The organism is Nocardia sp. JMUB6875, assembly GCF_041154655.1.
In the GTDB taxonomy this organism is placed as follows: Bacteria; Actinomycetota; Actinomycetes; order Mycobacteriales; family Mycobacteriaceae; genus Nocardia.
On sequence record NZ_BAAFGR010000094.1, the window covers coordinates 1 to 19296 of the forward strand.

The 19296-nt window shown below is 65.7% G+C and carries 19 protein-coding genes; 6 read left to right on the forward strand and 13 right to left on the reverse strand.

The features are described 5' to 3' along the window. Nucleotides 1-120: 120 nt before the first annotated feature. Entirely contained in the window at nt 121-942 is an 822-nt protein-coding gene (locus ACAM49_RS23330; protein ID WP_369637683.1) for a sigma-70 family RNA polymerase sigma factor, read from the reverse strand. Between the two features lie 6 nt (nt 943-948). After that, nucleotides 949-2139: an NAD(P)/FAD-dependent oxidoreductase gene (locus ACAM49_RS23335; protein ID WP_369637684.1), complete on the reverse strand. Its 1191-nt coding sequence runs from the start codon at nt 2137-2139 to the stop codon at nt 949-951. 125 nt (nt 2140-2264) lie between these two features. Between ACAM49_RS23335 and ACAM49_RS23340 the strand changes: the two genes are divergently transcribed. Then, nucleotides 2265-3155, forward strand: a complete 891-nt coding sequence (locus ACAM49_RS23340; protein WP_369637685.1) for a LysR family transcriptional regulator — start codon at nt 2265-2267, stop codon at nt 3153-3155. A 111-nt stretch (nt 3156-3266) separates the two neighbouring features. On the opposite strand, the gene ACAM49_RS23345 is transcribed toward ACAM49_RS23340, so the two are convergent. The 3 genes from ACAM49_RS23345 to ACAM49_RS23355 all read right to left on the reverse strand — a co-directional run bounded on the left by ACAM49_RS23345 (nt 3267) and on the right by ACAM49_RS23355 (nt 5174). Beyond that, complete coding sequence (locus tag ACAM49_RS23345; RefSeq protein ID WP_369637686.1) at nt 3267-3695, reverse strand: DoxX family protein; 429 nt, start codon at nt 3693-3695, stop codon at nt 3267-3269. A 234-nt stretch (nt 3696-3929) separates the two neighbouring features. Beyond that, nucleotides 3930-4559 carry a hypothetical protein gene (locus ACAM49_RS23350; RefSeq protein WP_369637687.1) on the reverse strand — a complete coding sequence of 210 codons (630 nt, stop codon included), beginning with the start codon at nt 4557-4559 and terminating at the stop codon, nt 3930-3932. 360 nt (nt 4560-4919) lie between these two features. Further along, nucleotides 4920-5174: a hypothetical protein gene (locus ACAM49_RS23355; protein ID WP_369637688.1), complete on the reverse strand. Its 255-nt coding sequence runs from the start codon at nt 5172-5174 to the stop codon at nt 4920-4922. 243 nt (nt 5175-5417) lie between these two features. Between ACAM49_RS23355 and ACAM49_RS23360 the strand changes: the two genes are divergently transcribed. Next, on the forward strand, nt 5418-5900 hold the full coding sequence (locus tag ACAM49_RS23360; RefSeq protein WP_369637689.1) for a macro domain-containing protein: 483 nt from the start codon (nt 5418-5420) through the stop codon (nt 5898-5900). 184 nt (nt 5901-6084) lie between these two features. Beyond that, a complete protein-coding gene (locus tag ACAM49_RS23365; protein WP_369637690.1) occupies nt 6085-6468 on the forward strand; it encodes a hypothetical protein in 384 nt (127 codons plus the stop codon). Nucleotides 6469-6701: 233 nt separating this feature from the next. Here ACAM49_RS23365 and ACAM49_RS23370 read toward each other — a convergent pair whose 3' ends face one another. Continuing rightward, nucleotides 6702-7202 carry a hypothetical protein gene (locus ACAM49_RS23370; RefSeq protein ID WP_369637691.1) on the reverse strand — a complete coding sequence of 167 codons (501 nt, stop codon included), beginning with the start codon at nt 7200-7202 and terminating at the stop codon, nt 6702-6704. Between the two features lie 883 nt (nt 7203-8085). Here ACAM49_RS23370 and ACAM49_RS23375 point away from each other — a divergent pair. After that, nucleotides 8086-10524 (forward strand): hypothetical protein, encoded by a 2439-nt coding sequence (locus ACAM49_RS23375; protein ID WP_369637692.1) that lies wholly within the window; start codon nt 8086-8088, stop codon nt 10522-10524. Between the two features lie 102 nt (nt 10525-10626). Beyond that, on the forward strand, nt 10627-11049 hold the full coding sequence (locus ACAM49_RS23380) for a hypothetical protein (RefSeq protein ID WP_369637693.1): 423 nt from the start codon (nt 10627-10629) through the stop codon (nt 11047-11049). A 387-nt stretch (nt 11050-11436) separates the two neighbouring features. Here the strand turns inward: ACAM49_RS23380 and ychF are convergent, their stop codons facing one another. Together ychF and ACAM49_RS23390 are read right to left on the reverse strand one after the other, a co-directional pair. Further along, entirely contained in the window at nt 11437-12531 is a 1095-nt protein-coding gene (ychF, locus tag ACAM49_RS23385; RefSeq protein ID WP_369637694.1) for a redox-regulated ATPase YchF, read from the reverse strand. Between the two features lie 92 nt (nt 12532-12623). Continuing rightward, nucleotides 12624-13253, reverse strand: a complete 630-nt coding sequence (locus ACAM49_RS23390) for a TIGR03086 family metal-binding protein (RefSeq protein ID WP_369637695.1) — start codon at nt 13251-13253, stop codon at nt 12624-12626. Nucleotides 13254-13354: 101 nt separating this feature from the next. Between ACAM49_RS23390 and ACAM49_RS23395 the strand changes: the two genes are divergently transcribed. Continuing rightward, nucleotides 13355-14317, forward strand: coding sequence for a helix-turn-helix transcriptional regulator (locus tag ACAM49_RS23395; RefSeq protein WP_369637696.1), 963 nt, complete (start codon nt 13355-13357; stop codon nt 14315-14317). Here the strand turns inward: ACAM49_RS23395 and ACAM49_RS23400 are convergent. The 5 genes from ACAM49_RS23400 to ACAM49_RS23420 all read right to left on the reverse strand — a co-directional run bounded on the left by ACAM49_RS23400 (nt 14308) and on the right by ACAM49_RS23420 (nt 19059). After that, nucleotides 14308-15111, reverse strand: coding sequence for a helix-turn-helix domain-containing protein (locus ACAM49_RS23400; RefSeq protein WP_369637697.1), 804 nt, complete (start codon nt 15109-15111; stop codon nt 14308-14310). The two genes, ACAM49_RS23395 and ACAM49_RS23400, sit on opposite strands and share 10 nt — an antisense overlap. A 67-nt stretch (nt 15112-15178) precedes the next feature. Next, nucleotides 15179-16054, reverse strand: coding sequence for a S1 family peptidase (locus ACAM49_RS23405; RefSeq protein WP_369637698.1), 876 nt, complete (start codon nt 16052-16054; stop codon nt 15179-15181). Between the two features lie 10 nt (nt 16055-16064). Further along, complete coding sequence (locus ACAM49_RS23410; protein ID WP_369637699.1) at nt 16065-16889, reverse strand: carbohydrate ABC transporter permease; 825 nt, start codon at nt 16887-16889, stop codon at nt 16065-16067. Next, complete coding sequence (locus ACAM49_RS23415; RefSeq protein ID WP_369637700.1) at nt 16886-17770, reverse strand: carbohydrate ABC transporter permease; 885 nt, start codon at nt 17768-17770, stop codon at nt 16886-16888. The genes ACAM49_RS23410 and ACAM49_RS23415 overlap by 4 nt, the downstream gene beginning before the upstream one ends. Further along, nucleotides 17767-19059, reverse strand: coding sequence for a sugar ABC transporter substrate-binding protein (locus ACAM49_RS23420; RefSeq protein ID WP_369637710.1), 1293 nt, complete (start codon nt 19057-19059; stop codon nt 17767-17769). Before ACAM49_RS23420 ends, ACAM49_RS23415 begins: the two co-directional genes overlap by 4 nt. Nucleotides 19060-19296: the final 237 nt, after the last annotated feature.

Consider the following 19296-nt stretch of genomic DNA (forward strand, 5'->3'; position numbering starts at 1 on the left):
CCCCCGAAAACCTCCCCGTAGGAGTCCAACTCATCGGCCCGATGTTCGAAGACCGCACCCCGCTACGCCTGGCCGAACTCCTCGAACAACAACTCGGCGGCTTCCAAACCCCAAGCTGACCTAGGGACTGCGGACGAAGTAGAGACCGGTGATTCGGTCTTCGTCGAGGCTGATCGCCAGGGTGCCGTCGAGTTCGGGGTCGAGTTGGACGGACAGGGCGGCGATGCCGTTGGTGGTGACGGTTTCGCATGCGAGCGGTGCCGCGCGCCTGCCGACGAGGAATTGGGTCACCTTGTCGGCTCCGGTGATCGGCCGCATCGCGGACCCGTCGCCGCCCGCGTCGCTGACGAGGACGACGTCGGGAGCCAGCACGTCGAGCAGAGCCTGAGCGTCCGCGGTGTTCAGTGCTTGCCGCAACGAGTCCGCCGCGGCCCGCGCCCGGTCCGCGGAGACCACCCGCTGGGGGCGGCGGACGGTGACGTGGCGGCGGGCACGGTACGCGAGCTGACGGACCTCGGCGGCGGTCATGCCTACCGCGGCGGCGATCTCGTCATAACCGATGTCGAACGACTCGCGCAGCAGATACACGGCGCGCTCGGTCGGGGCGAGCGTCTCCAGGGCCGACAGCAAGGCCATCGACATGCTCTCGGCCAGTTCGATATTGGCGACGGCGTCCGGAGGGGTCGGTAGCGACGCGGGGAGCCAAGGGCGGGAAGCGGATTCGCCGCGGCGTTCGCCGGCTCGCAGCCGGTGCGCGGACCGGCGGGTGAGGATGCGCACCAGATGGGTGCGCGGTTCGCCGACCTGGCCGCGGTCGGTGTGCTGCCAGTGCAGCCAGGTTTCCCGCAGCATGTCCTCGGCATCGGCCGCGGATCCGAGCATCGCGTGGGCGATGGTGAAGAGCAGGTTGCGATGCTCGAGAAACTCGGAGGTGGCGTCCATGTGGTCCTACGCGACCGGTACCGCGGTGCCGTCGCTCTGGGCCCGCAGCCGCGCCGGGCGGTACGTGCCGTCCTTGAACCAGCGGTGGGAGCCGGGCTTCTTCGCCTCCGCCGCCAGGTGCTTGATCCCGGCCTCGCAGGCGATCTCCTTGAGCTTCTTGCCCACGGCCCCACCGAAATACAGCCGCATGGCGGTCTCGTCCTTGTGGCCCAGCTGGTAGATCCCCGCGTCCCGGCCGAAGCTCAGGCACATGGCGGGAAACGCCAGGTCGACGGGCCGGGCCTGCTCGCCCGCGAGCCGAGCCAACAGCGTGTCGGCGGCCTGCGCGCCCAGGCAGTAGGCGACGTAGGCGCTCATCCGGAACGGCAGGTCCGAGGGTGCCGAGCAGTCGCCCGCCGCGATGATGCGGTCGTCGTCGACGCTGGTCAGCGTCTCGTCGGTGAGCAGGCGCCCGGCGGCGTCGGTGCGCAGCCCGCTGCGGCCGGCCAGGTCGGGCACGCCGAAACCCGCCGTCCAGATCGTGAGGTCGCTCTTCAGGGTCCAGTCGGCGCCGAGGCGCACGGCATCGCGAGTCACCTCGGTGACGGCCGCCTCCGGGCCCTCGATGACGGCCACGCCCAGCTTGGCCAGGTACTTGTGGGCCGTGCGCCGCGCCTTGGGATGCAGGTACGGCACCAGCGAACTCCCGCAGACCAGGGTGACCTTGCGTCCCTGCTCGGCCAGTTCCGCGGCGGTCTCGACGCCGGTCGGGCCGCCGCCGATCACCGTCACCGAGGCCGTCATGGGGGTATCGAGGAGCACCGACCGCAGCCGCTGCGCGGCCTCCAAAGTCGCTACCGGGTAGGCGAATTCGGCCGCACCGGGCACCGGCGGCGTGGGGATGCCGCTGCCCACCGCGTAGATCAGGTAGTCGTAGGCGATTTCGCCGCCGCCGTCGAGCACCACCGTCCGGGCGGCGGGGTCGATCCGTGTCACGCTGTCGACCACCAGCTCGACCTGCTCGGCCAGGATGTCTTCGTAATCCACGACCGCCTCGTGGGTCTCGCCCACCAACTGGTGCAACCGCAGCCGCGGGACGAAAACCCGGCGGGGATTGATCACCCGCACCCGGACATCGTCACGCTGGGTCAGGCGATTGGCCGCCATGACACCGGCGTATCCACCGCCGACCACGACGACTTCGTGCTTGTTGTCCATGATGAATTTCCTTCGCTCGGTGAGGGTTTCGGGCACCGGTTCACGGTGACGAACCAAGCCTCGCGCCGCGCCGGGGATCGATCAACGTAAGCTTCGTGGACTGATCGATAACCCTGGAGTTATTCGTGGAGCTACGCGATATCGAGATCTTCCTGACGCTGGCCGAGGAATTGCACTTCGGCCGCACCGCCGAACGCCTGCACGTCTCCCAGGCCCGCGTCAGCCAGGCCATCCGCGCTCAGGAACGACGCATCGGCACGGCATTGTTCGAACGCACCAGTCGCCGCGTCCAGCTGACAGTGGTGGGCCGCCGCCTGCGCGAAGACCTGCAGCAGGTCCACGACCTGCTCCAAGCCGCACTCGCCCGTGCCGAAGCCGCGGGATTGAGCGCGGGCCAGACCTTGAAGATCGGCGTATTCGGGCACGCCGGACACGAACTGCGGCCGCTGATGGACGCGTTCCGAACCCGTTATCCCGGAACCGATGTCACCTTCGGCGAGATCAACGGCGCCGACCCGTTCAACGCACTCCGCAGTGGAGCCCACGACGTGAACGTGCTGTGGCTGCCGGTCGTCGAACCCGACCTCACCGTCGGCCCCACCGTGCTCACCGGTCGCCGCGTGCTGGCCGTCGCCACCGGGCATCCGCTGGCGGCGCGCGGCTTCGCCTCCCTGGAGGACCTCGCCGACAATCACGTCGTCGATTTCGGTCCCGATGCCCCCGAGTACTGGGTTTCGGCCATGGTCCCCACCCGCACACCGCAGGGCCGCCGAATCCCCCGCGGGCCGATCGCCCGCACCTTCCACGAGATCGTCTCGCTGGTCGCGTCCGGCCAATGCGTCCATCCGCTGGGCGAGATCGCCGCCCGCTACAACAGCCCGCCGGGCATCGTCTTCCTACCCATGCCCGACGCCCCCACCCTGCAATGGGCACTGACCTGGCGCTCCAGCTCCGACAGCCCCGCGATCCGCGCCCTGGCCCACGCCGCCACCGAATTCGGACCGATCCACCTGTGAGACAACAGAAGTCGATGGGACGGCCCGACCAACCCGACCGGACCGTCCCCGCAACGCACAACGCGGCTACCGGCGGCTGGATGCCGCCGGTAGCCGGACGTTATGGGTGGGTCATCGCTTGATCAGCGCGCCCAGTGCGGTGAGCGAGGCCCGCCGCTCGTAGGCGATCCAGACGAAGATCGCCGACAGCACCAGCGGGAACGGAGCCAGCTCCGGGGTCTGGGCCAGGAAGGCGTTGTAACCGGCGGCGAGGAACGTGACGATCGCCAGGCCGCTCGCAGCGGCCGCCGTCAGCCGCGGCACCATCAGGCCGACACCGCCCGCGACCTCGGCCAGACCGATGAACACCAACAGCCCCAACGAAATCGAAGCGGCGGTGTGGTTGTTCTCGATCAGCGTCTGCGGCATGACAAGCTTCGGACCGCCGGAGGCGATCACGAAGAACAGCCCGAGCACGATCTGCAGGGTCCACAGAACCCGGTTGCGAACCTTGCCGGGCTGGACGGCGGCGGTGGTCTGGGTGGCGGCGATGGCGGTCATTTCATGTCCTTCTGGGTCGTAGCGCCGGGTTGGTAGCGCGTTCACCGGTAAGGACGGGGGCGGTCCAGAAAACTCATCGCCGCAGTCGAAAAAATTTCAGACGTTGAATCGGAATTCGACCACCACGCCGCCGAATATCTGCACGTCAAACGCCCTGTTCAGGCCTCGACTCACGTTCCGGAGCCGAATAACCTCTATCCGCAGCCCCGACCAACCGTCGTAGGGCTCGGCCGGCTACTGCGAGCCAACATCACCCTTGAGGTTGCAGCTCGCCGCACCCGCTCCCGGGTCGAACTGAATGGCCCGCGCCGAGGACAATGTCGACACCCTGGCTTCGAGATCTGCTGCCAAGGTTGCGACCCCCAGATCCTCACGGAGCACCTGTCGAAGCAACCAGACCGCATCCGACATTGAGGTATCCAGCCACAGATGTAACCGACCCAGCACATCCGCGTCGGCATGATCAATCATGTTGCACACCGCGCGGTACGAATTACCCAGGCATAGATCGACTTCGGAAGCGACCGTCAGCACCCGGTCGGGCACGATCATCTGGGCTTGCGCATACACCTCACGGTAATCCGCACGTTCACCCTCCAGCTTCGCAACATCGGCCGACCTACCCCGCTCCAGCTCCATCACACAGTGGTGCAACTCCATTCGATAATTCCGAGCCGCAGCACTGAACCCCGAATACACCGACTGCTTCTGCTCACGCTCCCGCACACGCACCGACTCAGCATGCTGCTCAGCCTGGTGCCCCCGCTGGATCTCAGCGTCAAGGCGCTTGCCCCTCAACGCCGCCCACTGCGCAGCCACCGCCGCACCAAACGTGCCGAACACACCGACACCCGCCACGGCCAAGCCGATCAGATCCGCCCCACACCCGGATTATCCATCCGATCGGCTTCACCTGTCACCAGCCAGCCGCACCAAGCCCCAACCGATCACGAACGACGCTGGCTCCAGTGCACTCAAGTGCGCGCTCATGCCGATGAGCGCGCTCTGAACTGGCCATGGGTCGCACTGCGATTGCCCCGTCAGAGCTGTCTACTGACCTCCTGTTCGGAACGGTGAGCGTGACACATCGGGAAGATCAACCGGCAGTATCGATTTGGTACGGGCCGAGCGTCGTGGACTGCCGTTTTCCTAGTGCTGCCCGGTTTGTCCATCACCAAGGCAGTCTGCTGCAGGCCGCGGGATCACCGGGACCTCTGAGAGCCCTTACAACCCAGAAATCTCCTTGGCCTTTGCGATCGCCCACAGCAGCAGATCAACGGGAACCTCGTTGACGTCCAGGCTCACCACCGCATCGGTCCATGACCCGTTCCCCTCGTCCGGGTCCGGGACTGCAATGGCGAAGTGGGAGCCACGCCTGGGTATGGCCGGGTCGGTGAACTCGAAGACTCGCTGATCGACGCTGATATCGCTGAAATCGGTGATCTCTATCTGTCGCCCTTGAAAGGTATTGCCGGTCATGCTTTCCAAGCCCCAATCAGTTCACTGACATGAAAATGGTCCCGACGATCAGCTGCCCTTGATCCGTGGTGAGCCATGCTGACCACCTCGGAACAGGACCGCCAGGAAACGCGTGAGTGACAGTCTGTCTCAACGATTGCTACGAGCGCGAATACCCGCTCTCGCCGCAACCTGGGCGGGTCGGTTCGGGGTCACCGGGGGTGATGTCGGTACCCGCGTCTATGTTCGGCGCGGGAGGACACCATGAGCATGACCGAGATCATCTACAAGACCGGGGACGCGACCGTCCCCAATGCCGACGGATCCGCGGTCATCGCGCATATCTGCAACGACCTCGGCCGCTGGGGCAAAGGCTTCGTCGTCGCTGTGTCCGCACGATGGAAGCAACCCGAGCGTGCTTACCGGGACTGGTACAGGCAGCGCGAGTCCAACGACTTCGGTCTGGGCGCGGTGCAGTTCGTCCGGGTCGCACCAGATGTCCACGTAGCCAACATGATCGGCCAACACGGCATCCGATCGAGCGCCGACGGACCACCGATTCGCTACGGGGCCGTCGATCAGGCCCTGGAGAAACTCGCCGAGTTCGCCGCGGTATCGAACGCCTCGGTACACATGCCGCGGATCGGATGCGGCCTGGCAGGCGGAACCTGGAGCCGGATCGAACCTCTCATTCACGCGCGTTTGTCCAGCCGTGGCATCAGTGTCGTTGTATACGACCTGGAATGATCCTGGTGCTCGAGAACGTCCTGCACTGCCGCTTACGGGTCGGTCGACAGCACGAGTGCCATTGCGGCACAGGATGTTCGCATAAGCAGAGGGAGCTTCGGATGTCGCCTCATCTAGATCGTAAGGCGGCCAAAACCGAAAACCTCTTTGGACCGATACCTGCGGGTGTGATTCAGTGGCCTCCGTGAGCCTGACCGTGCACGTCTTCGTTCGCCAGGACGGTGAGACGTCGTTCCTCGACGCGCCGGAGGGTTGGATGGACCTGGCCGGGTTCGAGCGCTGGCGCACCGAGGTGTGGGGTAATGCGGCCGTCCGCGAGCTGGGCGCGCGGTTTTTTCCGATCCTGGCCGAGGACAATCTGTGGGTCGAGCCTGAGGAGGTGCTGCAGTTCGCGGGTGAATGTGCCAGGCTCAGCGACAACCTCAGCGTGATCGCCCCGTTCCCGTATCCGCCGTGGCCAGATGCGACACATCTGATGGTGATGGATGCGGTCGCGTCCCGTCTAGCGCACATCCAGATTGCGGTAGGGCGTGCTCTCGGCGTGAACGGTGGGATCGTCATCTGGTGATCGCCAGCGCCGACCAACACGCAGACCTCCGCGCCCTGAATGGCCGCCGCACTCGTCGCCTGAATCCTTATTGAAATGTGGCTATCCAGTCCCGAACTGAAGCAACAGGTTCGCAGCCGCAACCGCGAGACAGTTCACGAGACGACCTGATCGAACGCACTCTATTGCCGCATAGTGCGCGGTTCGAAACGGCCACCGCCGACCGGTGCGGGAATTCCTGTCCAGCTTCTGGCCTACGTTGTTCCCGGTTCTGGCGGGCCGTCATCGTAGAAGGCATCTGGCACAGGCGTGAGGTGCAGGGCCTGCCGGACTGCGCCGAGGTACGTCTCGAAGGCCCGGCGAGCTGGGACACGGGCAACGGCCCATCGTTCGGTAGTGAACTTCGTTTCGACCGCGTCGGCATGAAGAGAGGTCAACTCGCGACCCATGGCTGCCGCGGCGCCGATGGTGGCCGGAGCGCCATAGATCCAGACGGCGGTCGCGGCATCGTGCCATCGGTGGTTTCCGGTCGTGAGAACGGTCCGCACCGTGATGGCGTAATCAGGGTCGGTCGGGTCGGCGAAGGCGATGGTCTGGATATCGTCGTAGCTGGCACGGAACGCTTCTGACAATGTTTGGTAGGCGGTCATCGTCTGGTCGCGACGCCAGCGTGTGGCTTCAGCTCGCGTGTCCCACAATCGCCCCAAAGCGACGCCGAGTAGTGCTGCGACCGCAGCGATGGCCGCTGTCCCCACGGGATACCTCCCCCACTGCGGCGTTGAACCAATTGCCGCTCACGCCACAGTATCTCGCGGCCCGCGCTCGAGCCGGAATCTATCGAGATCAGCAGAATCCGACACTCGTTGCGAGTGCACGGATCTGTCGGCCGCAGGCCATCCCGAAACGCCGCGAGGCGCGCGCTGATCGAACTGGCACTGCGGATAGCCAAGACGCAGCTGAGCCCCGCCCGGAACACCGGGCGGGGCTCAATGAGTCTGCACGCAGGCGGTTTGCCCGCAGGTCACTTGTTCTTTGACGGTGAGGCTACTCCGCTTCGGAATTCGACCGAGGTTCGCTCGAATACCTGCACGTCAAACACGCTGTTTATCCCTCGGCTCACGTTCCGGAGCCGAATAACCTCTGCACCACACCGGGCTCCACCCGAGGTTGCCCATCGTCAGATGAGCGAGGTACCCGCGTTGTGAGCCTGTGCTACTTGCCGCCTGCTCGCATCGATGGTCCTCGCCACTTGTCCTCGAGCACGTTTCCCGAGAGGTTTGCGCTGGTAGCGATTGTGCGCGAACCCGATTGCGTCCAGGAAGGTTGACAGAGGCGACGCGTTAGGTGAAGGTAGATGCAGCGCTACAGCCGTGTCCTTGCCTGCTGTATGTCCTTCACCACTTCGGTGACGTCACGCACTCCATGCTCGTGCCAAAGCTGAGCTATCCCTGCATCGATCAGGCAAATTGCCGTCTTCGATGAAGTGAGGAAGGTGCTCGCCACGACTACCCGGAATACGTGAATCAGCCTAGTAGTCGCCCCAGGCTGGAGGTTCGCCGCACGCTGAGCGCTCGATCCCAATCCATTGAAACCGCCACTGCCTCAGGCATGGCGGTTTTTTCATGCGCGAGGTGCCTTGTGCCCGAACCCATCAAACCACCTGACGAAGCCCGGGTCTTCGATTTCACAGTCCGATCGGCCGCCGACGCGGCCCTCAAGTTCCGGCGGATCAGAGCCGCGCAGGACCTGATCGACAGAGGAACAGAGGAATACCGTTCTGCCCCTGCACTTTTCTCCGCACCCGCCCTGCACGATGTCGCAGGTCCGGCACCGATCATGCCGAAGATGCCGGACCCGAAACTGCCGGAGACGATCGACCAGAAGACCAATCCAGCGCCGGCCGCCCCGGCACCCCAGCCACAACCTCAGCCCGCACCCCAAGCCCAACAGCAACCACAGCCGCAGCCTCCGGCGTCTCAAAACCCGGTCGGCACAAGCGATCCCGCGCCGACATTGGCCGACCTCGGTCTCGGTGGTGGAGTGCAAACCGCACCACCACCAGTGGGCAGCGCCGACGACCTCAACACAGTCCTGGTCGCCGGCCCACCCGCCCCCGGTCAAACCGTCGCTCTGCCCAGCGGCAACACCACCGTCACCACCGGTGCCGACCAAACCACCATCATCGGAACCACAGACCCGGTCACCGGCCACAACAAAACCGACGTCCTCGACCGCAACGGCCTGCTCATCGCCACCGCCGAATCCGACATCGTCCTCGGCAGCGGCGGACTCAGCCGCGACACCACCATCACCAGCATCGGCGGCGCAGTCACCCAAGTCCGCTCCGTCGACGACGGCTACGGCCACCTCACCACCTGGACCGCAAACCCCGACGGCTCCCACTCCGTGCGCTACGCCGACGGCACCGTCATTAAAGAACCCGCACCCGGGTCCAAGACGCCCGCCGAGATCGTGCAACTCGACCCCGACGGCCTCGGCGGACACGTCACCGAATACAACCTCGACGGCACCACCACCGAAGCCGACTTCCGCCCCGGCGTTCTCGGCGCTCCGGTCACCGTGATCACCGGACCCGACGGCGACACCGTGCAGGTCGTCACCGTCCCTGGGCGCACCAACGGCGCACCGTACAGCATCATCACCAACCCCGACCTCACCCGCGTCGTGCTTCAGCCCGACGGCATCACCGTGCCGATCGATCGCTACAACGACATGATCGGCGGCCCGAACTACGGCAATCAGTTCGACCCGTTGACCGGCACCTGGCGCAGCGACCCCGTCACCGCCCGCGGCCCCATCATCACCGCATCCGACGGCACCAGCACCCAGGACTGGACCTACAAGAACCGAAAAGGTGAGCAACGCACCGCCACAGCCACTTTCGACAAGAACGGCAACCTGACCGCCCTGCAGAGCGGCGACTACACCGGCTTCGACTCCACCACCTTCAAAACCTTCGACGGCATCACCGTGCCCGTATGGTCGGGCCACGCCGACGCCGGCAACGTCACAGACGACTCCCGCCTCTACTGGGACGCCATCCTCACCGTCAGCGGCCTGCCCGAACTCGGTTACCGCGCCGGCCTCATGCTCGGCGCCCGCCTCATCGCCCGCGAACTCGCCGCCAAAGGCATCTCCGAAACCGGAATCCAACTCGCCACCAGCACACTCATCACGCGAGGCGCCACAAGCTTCACCGGATTGGCTGGTACGACGACGCGGCTCGACCGGAGCCTCGCCGGGGTCAGCAGCGAGTCTGGTACAGCAAACCTTGTTCCCCGAATTCTGCAGTCGGCAAAGCAGAGCGCCAACGCGGCATCGCGCTTCGTCCCCAGTTCGACGCGCGCTGTTCAGGGCGCGACGAGTCAACTCGCTTCGACTATCGGCCGTCAACTCGTAGATGTCGGATCCGCCATGACAGCGAAGGTTGACACGACGATCCAACTGGCATTCCGGAATCTATTCGATGGATTCGGGGGCATGCGTACCGCCCCGGTAGGCGTCCCTGCTTCGCTCGCCCCAAGAGTAGTGGAATACGGCCGATTCGGCGACGCATTCGGTGGGCCGACGAAATGGATCGCCAGCAAATTTGACACTGCCAAGAAAGCGGCATCGTCGATGCCAGATTGGGTTCGAAAGATAGTCGAGCCTGGCAATGTTTTCAATAGGCAACGAGAACCGATTTATGCCAGCAGAGGCGGCGCCAATGAGGTTCATGTCGAGCCAAAGACAAGAAAGGGACAGTACCGCCGGGTAGACTCCTACGTACCAGGACAGGAAATAGTCTCACGAAAATTCACCCAACTCGCCGACATTACCCCCGAGACCGCGATCGAATATCTGAGACAGTTGGAACGACACTACAAACCCGGGACCAAGATTGCAAACACTCCTACCAATGTCAGAGACCTGGGCAATTCTCTGATCGGTACACCACTGATCGGAAGAATGATACTTGAAGTTCCAGTCCAGGCCAGGCCCGTACCCGCCACAGTTCTAAAGGAAGCCGTTAGGCTCGGCATAAGAATTCGAGACGTAAATGGTAAGATCTACTGAATACGCGAACCGATGGGAGATGTGACAAAATTGGGTGAAATTACGTACTGCCGCCGCTGGAATTTCGATACACAAGAACCGATAGATCCTTACACAGAGAGCGTGGCCGAGGGGCTTGACAGTTCGTCTGGCGATTATACCGTGGCCATCTTCGAGGCCCGGCTCAAGGAACTTCCGGATTGCATTCTGGAGGTCAGCTGGGGCAACGATCACCTAGGCGCGTGGTTCTTGGACGACGAGGGTCGGCAGGTCCTAAACTATGGATTCCAGAAATTGAATGACAGATTGTTCTTGTCCAATATTGTCAGCTATTCGTACCCTAATCGCTCGGCCGAGTCCCTTTCAGGCGCGAATCATGTGCAGTTCCTAACTTTCTCAACCGACGGGACTTTGCGGGAAGTAACCATCGATCATGACACCAGCGCTCGTGAAGTAGTCGACCGTAATGGCGTCGATGTCTCGAAGCTCTGGGAGGACCTTCCCAGATTCGGCGAGTGGGAGTCCCTCATGCGACGAGAACGCTGATCTTCGCCCCCTTGGTTCCGAACGGATCCCAGACAGCATTGTGCAGAATCCCGCCGCCCGACAGCCTGATTCGCTGCGCTGAGCTGCCAATACACTGCGCTGCGGCTTCCGCCGATGGATGGAGAGGCGAGGTACGGGCTAGCCTGCTCTGCGGTGGGCATAGGCTCGCTCATCTAAGTCGGTACTCCGGTTCGCATTCGGCACCGCGCACTACAAGGACATGCGTCACACGGTGTACACAAGGCGTCATGTCCCCGCACACGATCGTCCGGGTTGTCGCGCTGACCGAATCGGCCAGCGGGCGGTGCCGACCGAACGACAGAGCCCCGCCCGGATACCCGACGGGGGATCAGTAGAGTCTCTACCAGCAGCGATGCGCGCGCTGCGCTACTTCTTCGCAGAGGCTAATCCGCTTCGGAATTCGACTACGTCGCCGTCGACCATGACGTAGTCCTTGCCTTCCATGCGGACCTTGCCGGCGGACTTGGCGGCGGCCATGGAGCCGGCTTCGACGAGGTCGTTGAAGGCGACGATTTCGGCCTTGATGAAGCCGCGTTCGAAGTCGGTGTGGATGACGCCGGCGGCCTTGGGGGCGGTGTCGCCCTGGTGGATGGTCCAGGCCCGGGCTTCCTTGGGGCCGGCGGTGAGGTAGGTCTGCAGGCCGAGGGTGTGGAAGCCGGCGCGGGCCAGGGCGTGCAGGCCGGGCTCGGTCTGGCCGATGGATTCGAGGAGTTCGAGGGCGGATTCCTCGTCGAGTTCGAGGAGTTCGGCCTCCACCTTGGCGTCGAGGAAGACGGCGTCGGCGGGGGCGACGGCGGCCTTCAGCTCGGCCTTCTTGGCCTCGTCGGTGAGGATCGACTCGTCGGCGTTGAAGACGTAGAGGAACGGCTTGATGGTGAGCAGCGAGAGTTCCTTGAGCAGCTCGGTGTCGACCTGGTTGCGCGCGGCGAACAGGGTCTTGCCGGAGTTGAGGATCTCCTGCGCCTGCTTGGCGGCGTCGGCGACCGGCTTGCGGTCCTTCTTGACCTTGGCTTCCTTCTCCAGCCGGACGACGGCCTTCTCCAGGGTCTGCAGGTCGGCGAGGATGAGCTCGGTCTCGATGACCTCGATGTCCGACAGCGGGTCGACCTTGCCGTCGACGTGGATCACGTCGTCGTCGGCGAAGACGCGGACCACCTGGCAGATGGCGTCGGCCTCACGGATATTGGCGAGGAACTTGTTGCCCAGGCCCGCACCCTCGGAGGCGCCCTTCACGATGCCCGCGATGTCGACGAACGACACGACCGCGGGCACCTGGCGCTCCGAACCGAAGATCTCGGCCAGCTTGCCCAACCGCGGATCCGGCAGCGGCACCACGCCGACATTCGGCTCGATGGTGGCGAAGGGGTAGTTCGCGGCCAGCACGTCATTGCGCGTCAAGGCGTTGAACAGCGTCGACTTTCCGACGTTGGGCAGGCCGACGATTCCGAGGGTGAGACTCACGAGAGAGGGAGTCTACCTGGACCGTCGGCCCACTACGTCAGGCCGGTACCGGGGCGGCTACCCCGCCACCGGCCTGTTCGGTTCGCGGTCACTCAGGCGCGCGGGTCGCGGCCGAGGTAGGCGAGCAACCGGTCGACCACCGGGGTGTCGCTCGCGGGCGCGCCCTCGACGACCGCGGCGAAGACGCCGTAGTTGCGCAGCGGCTCGATCAAACCGTCGGCGGCGGTCAGCAGGTGCCCGGCCAGTTCGTCGGTGAGCGGCGAGGGCTGGCCGGTGCCGATGGCGATGTCCCAGGCGTGCACGGCCGCGTCGAGCGCGCACATCACTCCGGCGACCGGGGTCGGGAGCTCGCCGTGCGGCAGCGGGGTCGGGACGGTCTCGGTGTCGTCGGAGACGGTGGCCCAGGCGGCAGCGGTGGGTTCGATTGCGGCGGAGACCAATTCGGCGGCACCGCCCTCGATGGCGCCGGAGGGCTCGAAGGGGTTGTAGGACGGGCCGTCTCCGATGCCGAGGAACTTGGCGTAGGCCAGCTGGTCACCGGCGGCGTGCTGGATCACCTGGGTGACAGTCCATTCCGAGCAGGGGGTGGCGTTGTCCCACTGGTCGGCGCCGATCCCGGCGACCACGTCGATGAGCGCGCGGTGCGAGGCGGCGAGCACATCGCGCCAGACCGGGGCGAGGGCGGCGGCGGGGGTGGTGTCGGTCTGCGGGTTGGTGCTCATTGTTCTTGCCTCTCAGGTCGTTTCGATCCGTTGAGATAAAGGTATGACCCAATTAGGCTAGATTTCTTCCTAATAGTTCCGGCCGACCGAAAGGCGCTACTGTGACCTCCACCACAACCCGCCTGCTGCGCCTGCTGTCGCTGCTCCAGGACCGCAGCCACACCGGCCGTGAGCTGGCGGAACGCCTCTCGGTCACCGACCGCACGCTGCGTCAGGACATCGCCCGGCTGCGCGAACTCGGCTATCCCGTGCACGCCGACCGCGGTCCCGTCGGCGGCTACCGCCTGGGCCAGGGTGCGACCATGCCCCCGTTGTTGCTCGACGACGAGGAGGCCGTGGCGGTGGCCGTCGCCATGAACGTGGCCGCCGACGGCAGCACCGGTATCGCCGACATTCAGGCGAATCTCGAACGCGCCCAGGCGAAATTGGACCGTATCCTCCCGAAACGCCTGCAGCGCAAGGTGACCGCGCTGCGCTCCGTCACCGATATCGGCCCGGCCGTCACCGGCTCCCGCGAACCGGACGCCCCCGTCCCCGCCGAAACCCTCGCCACCCTCGCCACCTCGATCCGCGCCCGCACCACCGTCCGCGCCGACGATCGCGAGCTGGAGCCGTACCGCCTGATCAGCTGGCAACGCCGCTGGTATCTGGTCGCCTACGCCCTGGACACCCACACCTGGCGCGCCCTCCCGGTGGCGTCGCTGAACGAAATCGCCACCGGCACGCGCGTTTTCGCGCCCCGCGCCCTGCCCGATTCCGACCTGGTCGCCTTCGTTCTGCGCGAAATAGCCTCCACCGGTTGGCAAGTCCACGCCCGCGTCACGGTCCTGGCCCCCGCCGAAACCGTCATCGCCCGGATCAATCCCACGGTCGGCGTGGTCGAACCGGTGGACGACTCCTCCTGCCATCTGCTGACCGGCGCCGACCGCCTGGAGACCATCGCCATCTTCCTCAGCATGCTGATGATGGACTTCCGGGTCGACTCTCCCCCGGAGCTCGTCGCCCACATCCGCACCCTCGCCGACCGCTATACCGCGGCAACCGAACCGGTGCCTCAGCGCTGAATTCCGAAGCCCGCCACGAAAAGAATGCGCTCTCGATAGTTCACCGAATCGGATTGGAACAGGCGCAGATCGAGTTGGTAGACCTCGTCGGTGGCGAGGTCGCGAATGGTCATCCAGGCGGGGTCGCGACCGTAGGCGGCTTCGCCGGAATTCCAGATGCGCTGGAATTCCGGGACGGCGGAGAGGTCGTCGATCAGCCCGGACCACCAGTCGGGGCGTTCGGACCGGCCCATGAAGCCGTGGACCAGCGCCACCGTGCGCGCGACCTCTTCATCCCATTCGACCAGCACCTGTTTCGACCGGGGTTCGAGGAAGCACCAGTGCAGGATGCTGCCGGCGTCCACGATGCCGGCGAAGGTGCGCCGGTAGGAGTCGTTGCAGAACAGAATGTTCGACCGGGTGTCGAGGTAGGCGGCGGGCAGCGGGTCGTGGCGGTGCAGGGTTTCGATCGCGCCGGGCGACAGTTCGGCCCGCAGTTCCTCGACGGTCGGCAGCACCGGTTCCGCCACCCCCGCGAGATCGAACAGGTGCCGCCGCTCGGCATCGGTCAGCGGCCGCACGTCATGCAGATGCCGGGCCAACGCCTCGATGACCGCATGCGTGGGGCGTCCCCGTTCCCCGTTTTCCAGATGCGTGATGTAGCTGGCGCTGACACTCGTGGCTTCCGCGAGCCGATCCCGCGTTATGCCCCGGGCATCACGCAACCGGCGGAGCAGGGTTCCCAGTGTCGGCTGAGTGACTCCGCCCGAGCCAACCGAGCGAATTCCTTGGTGCGACACGTCCCGAATTATCACCGGGCACGCGGAGCTGGACAAACCCCGAGTTATCGCAGGCGCGGCACGGCGGGCCGGAATTCGTCGGTCAGCCGGTTCGGAGTCGGAGGCCGGGGTTTTCGGCGAGGACGTCGGCGACGGATTGGGCGATCATCGTGAATTGGGGGTGGGCGCGGATGATGGCGTCGACAAGGGGCGCGAGCTGTTCGAATGTGGGGCGGCCGTCGCCGGCCAGGAGGCGCTTCGCGATTTGGTCCAGCGGCGCCGGAAGGGTCACGGCGGGTACGGGATCGGGCCGTTCGGTGGGGAATTCGGTGGGGGTGTCGGTGTAGCCGCCCTGGCTGACGATGCCGATGGCGAGGGTGCCGGAGAAGAGGGCGCCGCCGCTGTCGCCGGGGAGGGACAGGGCGGTGTGGGTGAAGCGGACGGGTGGGCGGTTGGGGTCGGGCTGGTCGACGGCGAGGATGACGCCGCAGGTCAACCCGGTGGTGGCGCCGTATTTACAGACCGGTGCGCCGACCACGGGGATGCCGACACCGGTGATCGGAATCGTCCCGGTCGCGGTGCGAACCAGGTTGTTGCGGAAGGAGTCTCGGGCGGGATCGGCGATCCGCACGATGCCGTAATCGCGGACGCCGTCGAGCACGGATTTCTCGAACGTGCCGGTCTGCGGGCCGAGCTTCACCGTCGGCTCCAGCGCGAAGGTCCGTCCGGGTGCGGCGGCCGGATCGTCCTGCTCCGCGGCCGGGTCGCAGTGGCCCGCGGTGATCGCGGCCGGATTGCCGTCGGCGTCGATGGCGTTGAAGGCCCACGAGCAGCCCGACCCGGCGCTGTTCACGAAGCGGTCGCCCCCGGTGATCTGCGGTTCCGCATGCCCGACGGCCGGTGCGGCCGACAACAGGGCGAGGGACACCACGACGGCGCGGCATGATCGCCCGGCTTGCCGACGCAAGTAGTTGGCCATGCGAATGAAACTAGCGACCGCCGAGGCCGGAGAGTGCGATCCCGCGTACGAAGGCGCGTTGGGCTATGGCGTAGATCAGCAGCAGTGGGAGCAGGATCACGGTGGCGGCGGCCATGAGGAGGGGCCAGTTGGTGGTGTATTGGCCTTGCAGGCGGATGAGGCCGAGGGTGGCGGTGGCGTAGGTGTTGCGCTGGATCATGATCAGCGGCCAGAGGAAGTCGTTCCAGACGGTGATCCAGGTGAGGACGGCCAGGACCATGACGGCGGGTTTGGTGTGGGGCAGCAGGACTCGCCAATAGATCTGCCAGGGGGTGCAGCCGTCGAGGGTGGCGGCCTCCTCCAATTCGATCGGGAGGGTGCGGAAGAACTGGCGCATGAGGTAGGTGCCGAAGGCGCTGCCGAACAGACCGGGGACGATCATCGACCAGGGGGTGTCCATCCAGCCGAAGGCGCGCATGAGCAGGAACTGCGGGATGACGGTGACGGTCAGCGGGACCATGAGGGTGGCCAGGTAGCCGACGAAGAGGAACTCGCGGCCGGGGAAGCGCAGGCGGGCGAAGGCGTAGCCGGCCAGGGAGCAGAAGAAGACCTGACCGGCCGTGACGCAGGCGGCGTAGAGGACGGTGTTGAGGAGCATGCGGCCGAGCGGGATGACGTCGAAAGCCTCGCGGTAGTTGGACCATTGGGGATGGGCGGGCAGCGGGGCCACGTCGGTCATCTCACCCTCGGACTTCAACGAGGCAGAGACCGACCACAGGATCGGGGTGAGCGCCGACCACGCGACCGCGATCAAGGCCAGGTAGGTCAGCAGACCGATGAGCAAGCGCCGCTTCACAGTTCGGCCTCCGCCCGCCGCGATAGCCACTGCTGGATCACCGTGAACACCAGCAGGATCGCGAAGATCACCCACGCCAGCGCCGAGGCATAGCCGACCTCGTAGAAGCGGAAGGCGTTCTGGAACAACATGATTCCCAGCACGTAGGTGCCGGTCTCGGGTCCGCCGTTGCTGCCGGTCAGCGCATAGGCCTGGTCGAAGGCCTGCACCGAATTGATGACCGTGATGACCAGGACGAACGACAGCGCCCCGCGGATCAGCGGCACGGTGATCGACAGGAACCGGCGGAATCCGCCCGCGCCATCGATTTTGGCTGCCTCGTAAAGGTTTTCGGGCACGCCCTGCATGGCGGCCAGCAGGATCACGGTCGCGAACGGCACGGATTTCCACACCGTCACCAGGCTCAGCGACACCATGGCCCATTGCGGATCGGTCAGCCACGGGACGGGGCCGAGCCCGACCCAACCCAGCAGCATGTTGGCCAGCTCGTCGTCGCTGGCGAAGATGAAGCGGAACACCACCGCCATGGCGACCGTGGACGCCACCAGTGGCAGGAACGCCAGGGTCCGGAAGATGCCGACACCGCGCAGTTTCCGATTCAGCAGCGCGGCGACCCCGAGGCTGATCGCGACGGTCGGCACGAGGGTCAGCACCGTGAACACCGCCGTATTGCGCAGGGCTATGTAGAACAGCGGGTCATCGGAGAACAAGCGCCGATAGTTCGCCACCCCCACGAAACGCGGCGGGCTGAACAGATCCCACGAATGAAAACTCAGGTACAGCGAAAACCCCAGCGGGAACAGCAGAAACACCACAATAGCGGCCAGATTCGGCGCCACGAACAGCCGTCCGGCCCGCGCCCGCCGCCGCTCGAGCGTCATACCGCCGCCCGCAACAGCTGATCGATATCGGCGGTGGTCTGCCCGCCCAGCGATTCCGCCGCGGCCGCGCCGCGCAGCACCCGATTGCAGCCCCGCTCGAGCAGCGCTTCCACCTTGCCCCACAGCGGCGTCACCGCCAGCGGCCGGGAATTGTCCGGCCCCTCGGTGAACACCTCGAGATTGCGCAATGTCGGATGCGCCGCCGCGAAGCCCGGCGATTCCATGGCCGAGCGCAGCACCGGCACGAACAGCCCGGACTCCGCGATAATGGCCTGCCCCTCCGGCCCGGTCGCGAATTTCACAAACTCCCAGGCCTTTTCGCGCCGCGGACTGGCGGCGGCAATCGCCAGCCCGGTACTCCCGATATCGGTGATCGCCCCCGGACCCCTGTGCGGCCCGACCGGCAGCACCGTCACATCGAAGTCGAGGTCGTCGCGTCCGGTGAATTCCGAGTACAGCCAGTGCCCGCCCATGAGCATGGCCGCGCGGCCGCTCCGGAACAGGTCCTGCGCCGAAACCGATTGCCGGTCACCGACACTGGGCGAGACCCGATGCTTCACCGCGAGGTCGGCGTAGAACTGGAGCCCGGCCGCGAACCGCGGATCGCCGAGATTGGTGCGCGTGGGCCGCACCGGCGGACTGAACCATTCGGTGCCATTGTTCATCCCGAAGCAGGCGGCGGAGAAGTACGGCACCCAGGCATCCACGAAACCCCACTGTCGGGTGCGGCCGTCGCCGTGGGTCAATGCCTGTGCGGCAGCGAGGAATTCATCGAAGGACCAGGCTTCCGACCACCGCGTCGGCGGCCGAATCCCCGCGTCGGCGAACAGCTTCCGGTTGTAGTAGAGGAACACCCCCGACCACTGCTCCGGCAACGCGTACTGCCCGCCGTCCCAGACGAACGTGTCGCGCAGCGTCGCGTACCCGTCCGCGCGCAGCCGGGCGGCGTAATCCGGTTCCCGGTCCAGGAACTCGCGCAGATCGACCAGCACCCCGCGATCCGCCAGTCCGGCGTAGAGCAGCTCCCACGCCATCAGCACGTCCGGGCACTTCCCGCCCGCGCAGTAGGTCAGCATCTGCTGCAATGGATCCGGCCCCGACATGATGGTCCGGATGCGGATATCCGGTCGCCGCCGCTGGAATTCGTCGATGATGCGCAGCCGCGCTCGCGCCTCCTCGGGCCGCGCCTGGAAGAAGAAGGTGACCGCGTCGTCGTCCCCGCCCGCGCAGCCCCCGGCGGCCATCGCACCGGCCAGGGCGGCGGTGCGCAGCAGGGTACGCCGATCCATGACGCCGGGCCGGGCCCCCGAAGCGCCGGCCAAAGCCCCCGAATCGCTCGCCAAAGATATATCTCCGTGAACTAAACGAACTAAAGGACCGCAGTGACCTAGATCTCGTACCGGCATGGCAGCATACGGGGAGCAACCCGCGACGCGCCGAAAACACGCGCACCCGTGGGCATCAGCCGGACCGCACCACCCCCGCCACGCCCGGCTCAGCGTCCCCCGGGCCACCCGTACCCGGCG

Excerpts from the sequence above, each read along its gene's own strand:
- ACAM49_RS23360 (WP_369637689.1), top strand. The coding sequence starts at position 5,418 with ATGAGCATGACCGAGATCATCTACAAGACCGGGGACGCGACCGTCCCC.
- ACAM49_RS23335 (WP_369637684.1), bottom strand. The coding sequence starts at position 2,139 with ATGGACAACAAGCACGAAGTCGTCGTGGTCGGCGGTGGATACGCCGGT.
- ACAM49_RS23420 (WP_369637710.1), bottom strand. The coding sequence starts at position 19,059 with ATGGATCGGCGTACCCTGCTGCGCACCGCCGCCCTGGCCGGTGCGATG.
- ACAM49_RS23355 (WP_369637688.1), bottom strand. The coding sequence starts at position 5,174 with ATGACCGGCAATACCTTTCAAGGGCGACAGATAGAGATCACCGATTTC.
- ACAM49_RS23390 (WP_369637695.1), bottom strand. The coding sequence starts at position 13,253 with ATGAGCACCAACCCGCAGACCGACACCACCCCCGCCGCCGCCCTCGCC.
- ACAM49_RS23330 (WP_369637683.1), bottom strand. The coding sequence starts at position 942 with ATGGACGCCACCTCCGAGTTTCTCGAGCATCGCAACCTGCTCTTCACC.
- ACAM49_RS23345 (WP_369637686.1), bottom strand. The coding sequence starts at position 3,695 with ATGACCGCCATCGCCGCCACCCAGACCACCGCCGCCGTCCAGCCCGGC.
- ACAM49_RS23405 (WP_369637698.1), bottom strand. The coding sequence starts at position 16,054 with ATGGCCAACTACTTGCGTCGGCAAGCCGGGCGATCATGCCGCGCCGTC.
- ACAM49_RS23415 (WP_369637700.1), bottom strand. The coding sequence starts at position 17,770 with ATGACGCTCGAGCGGCGGCGGGCGCGGGCCGGACGGCTGTTCGTGGCG.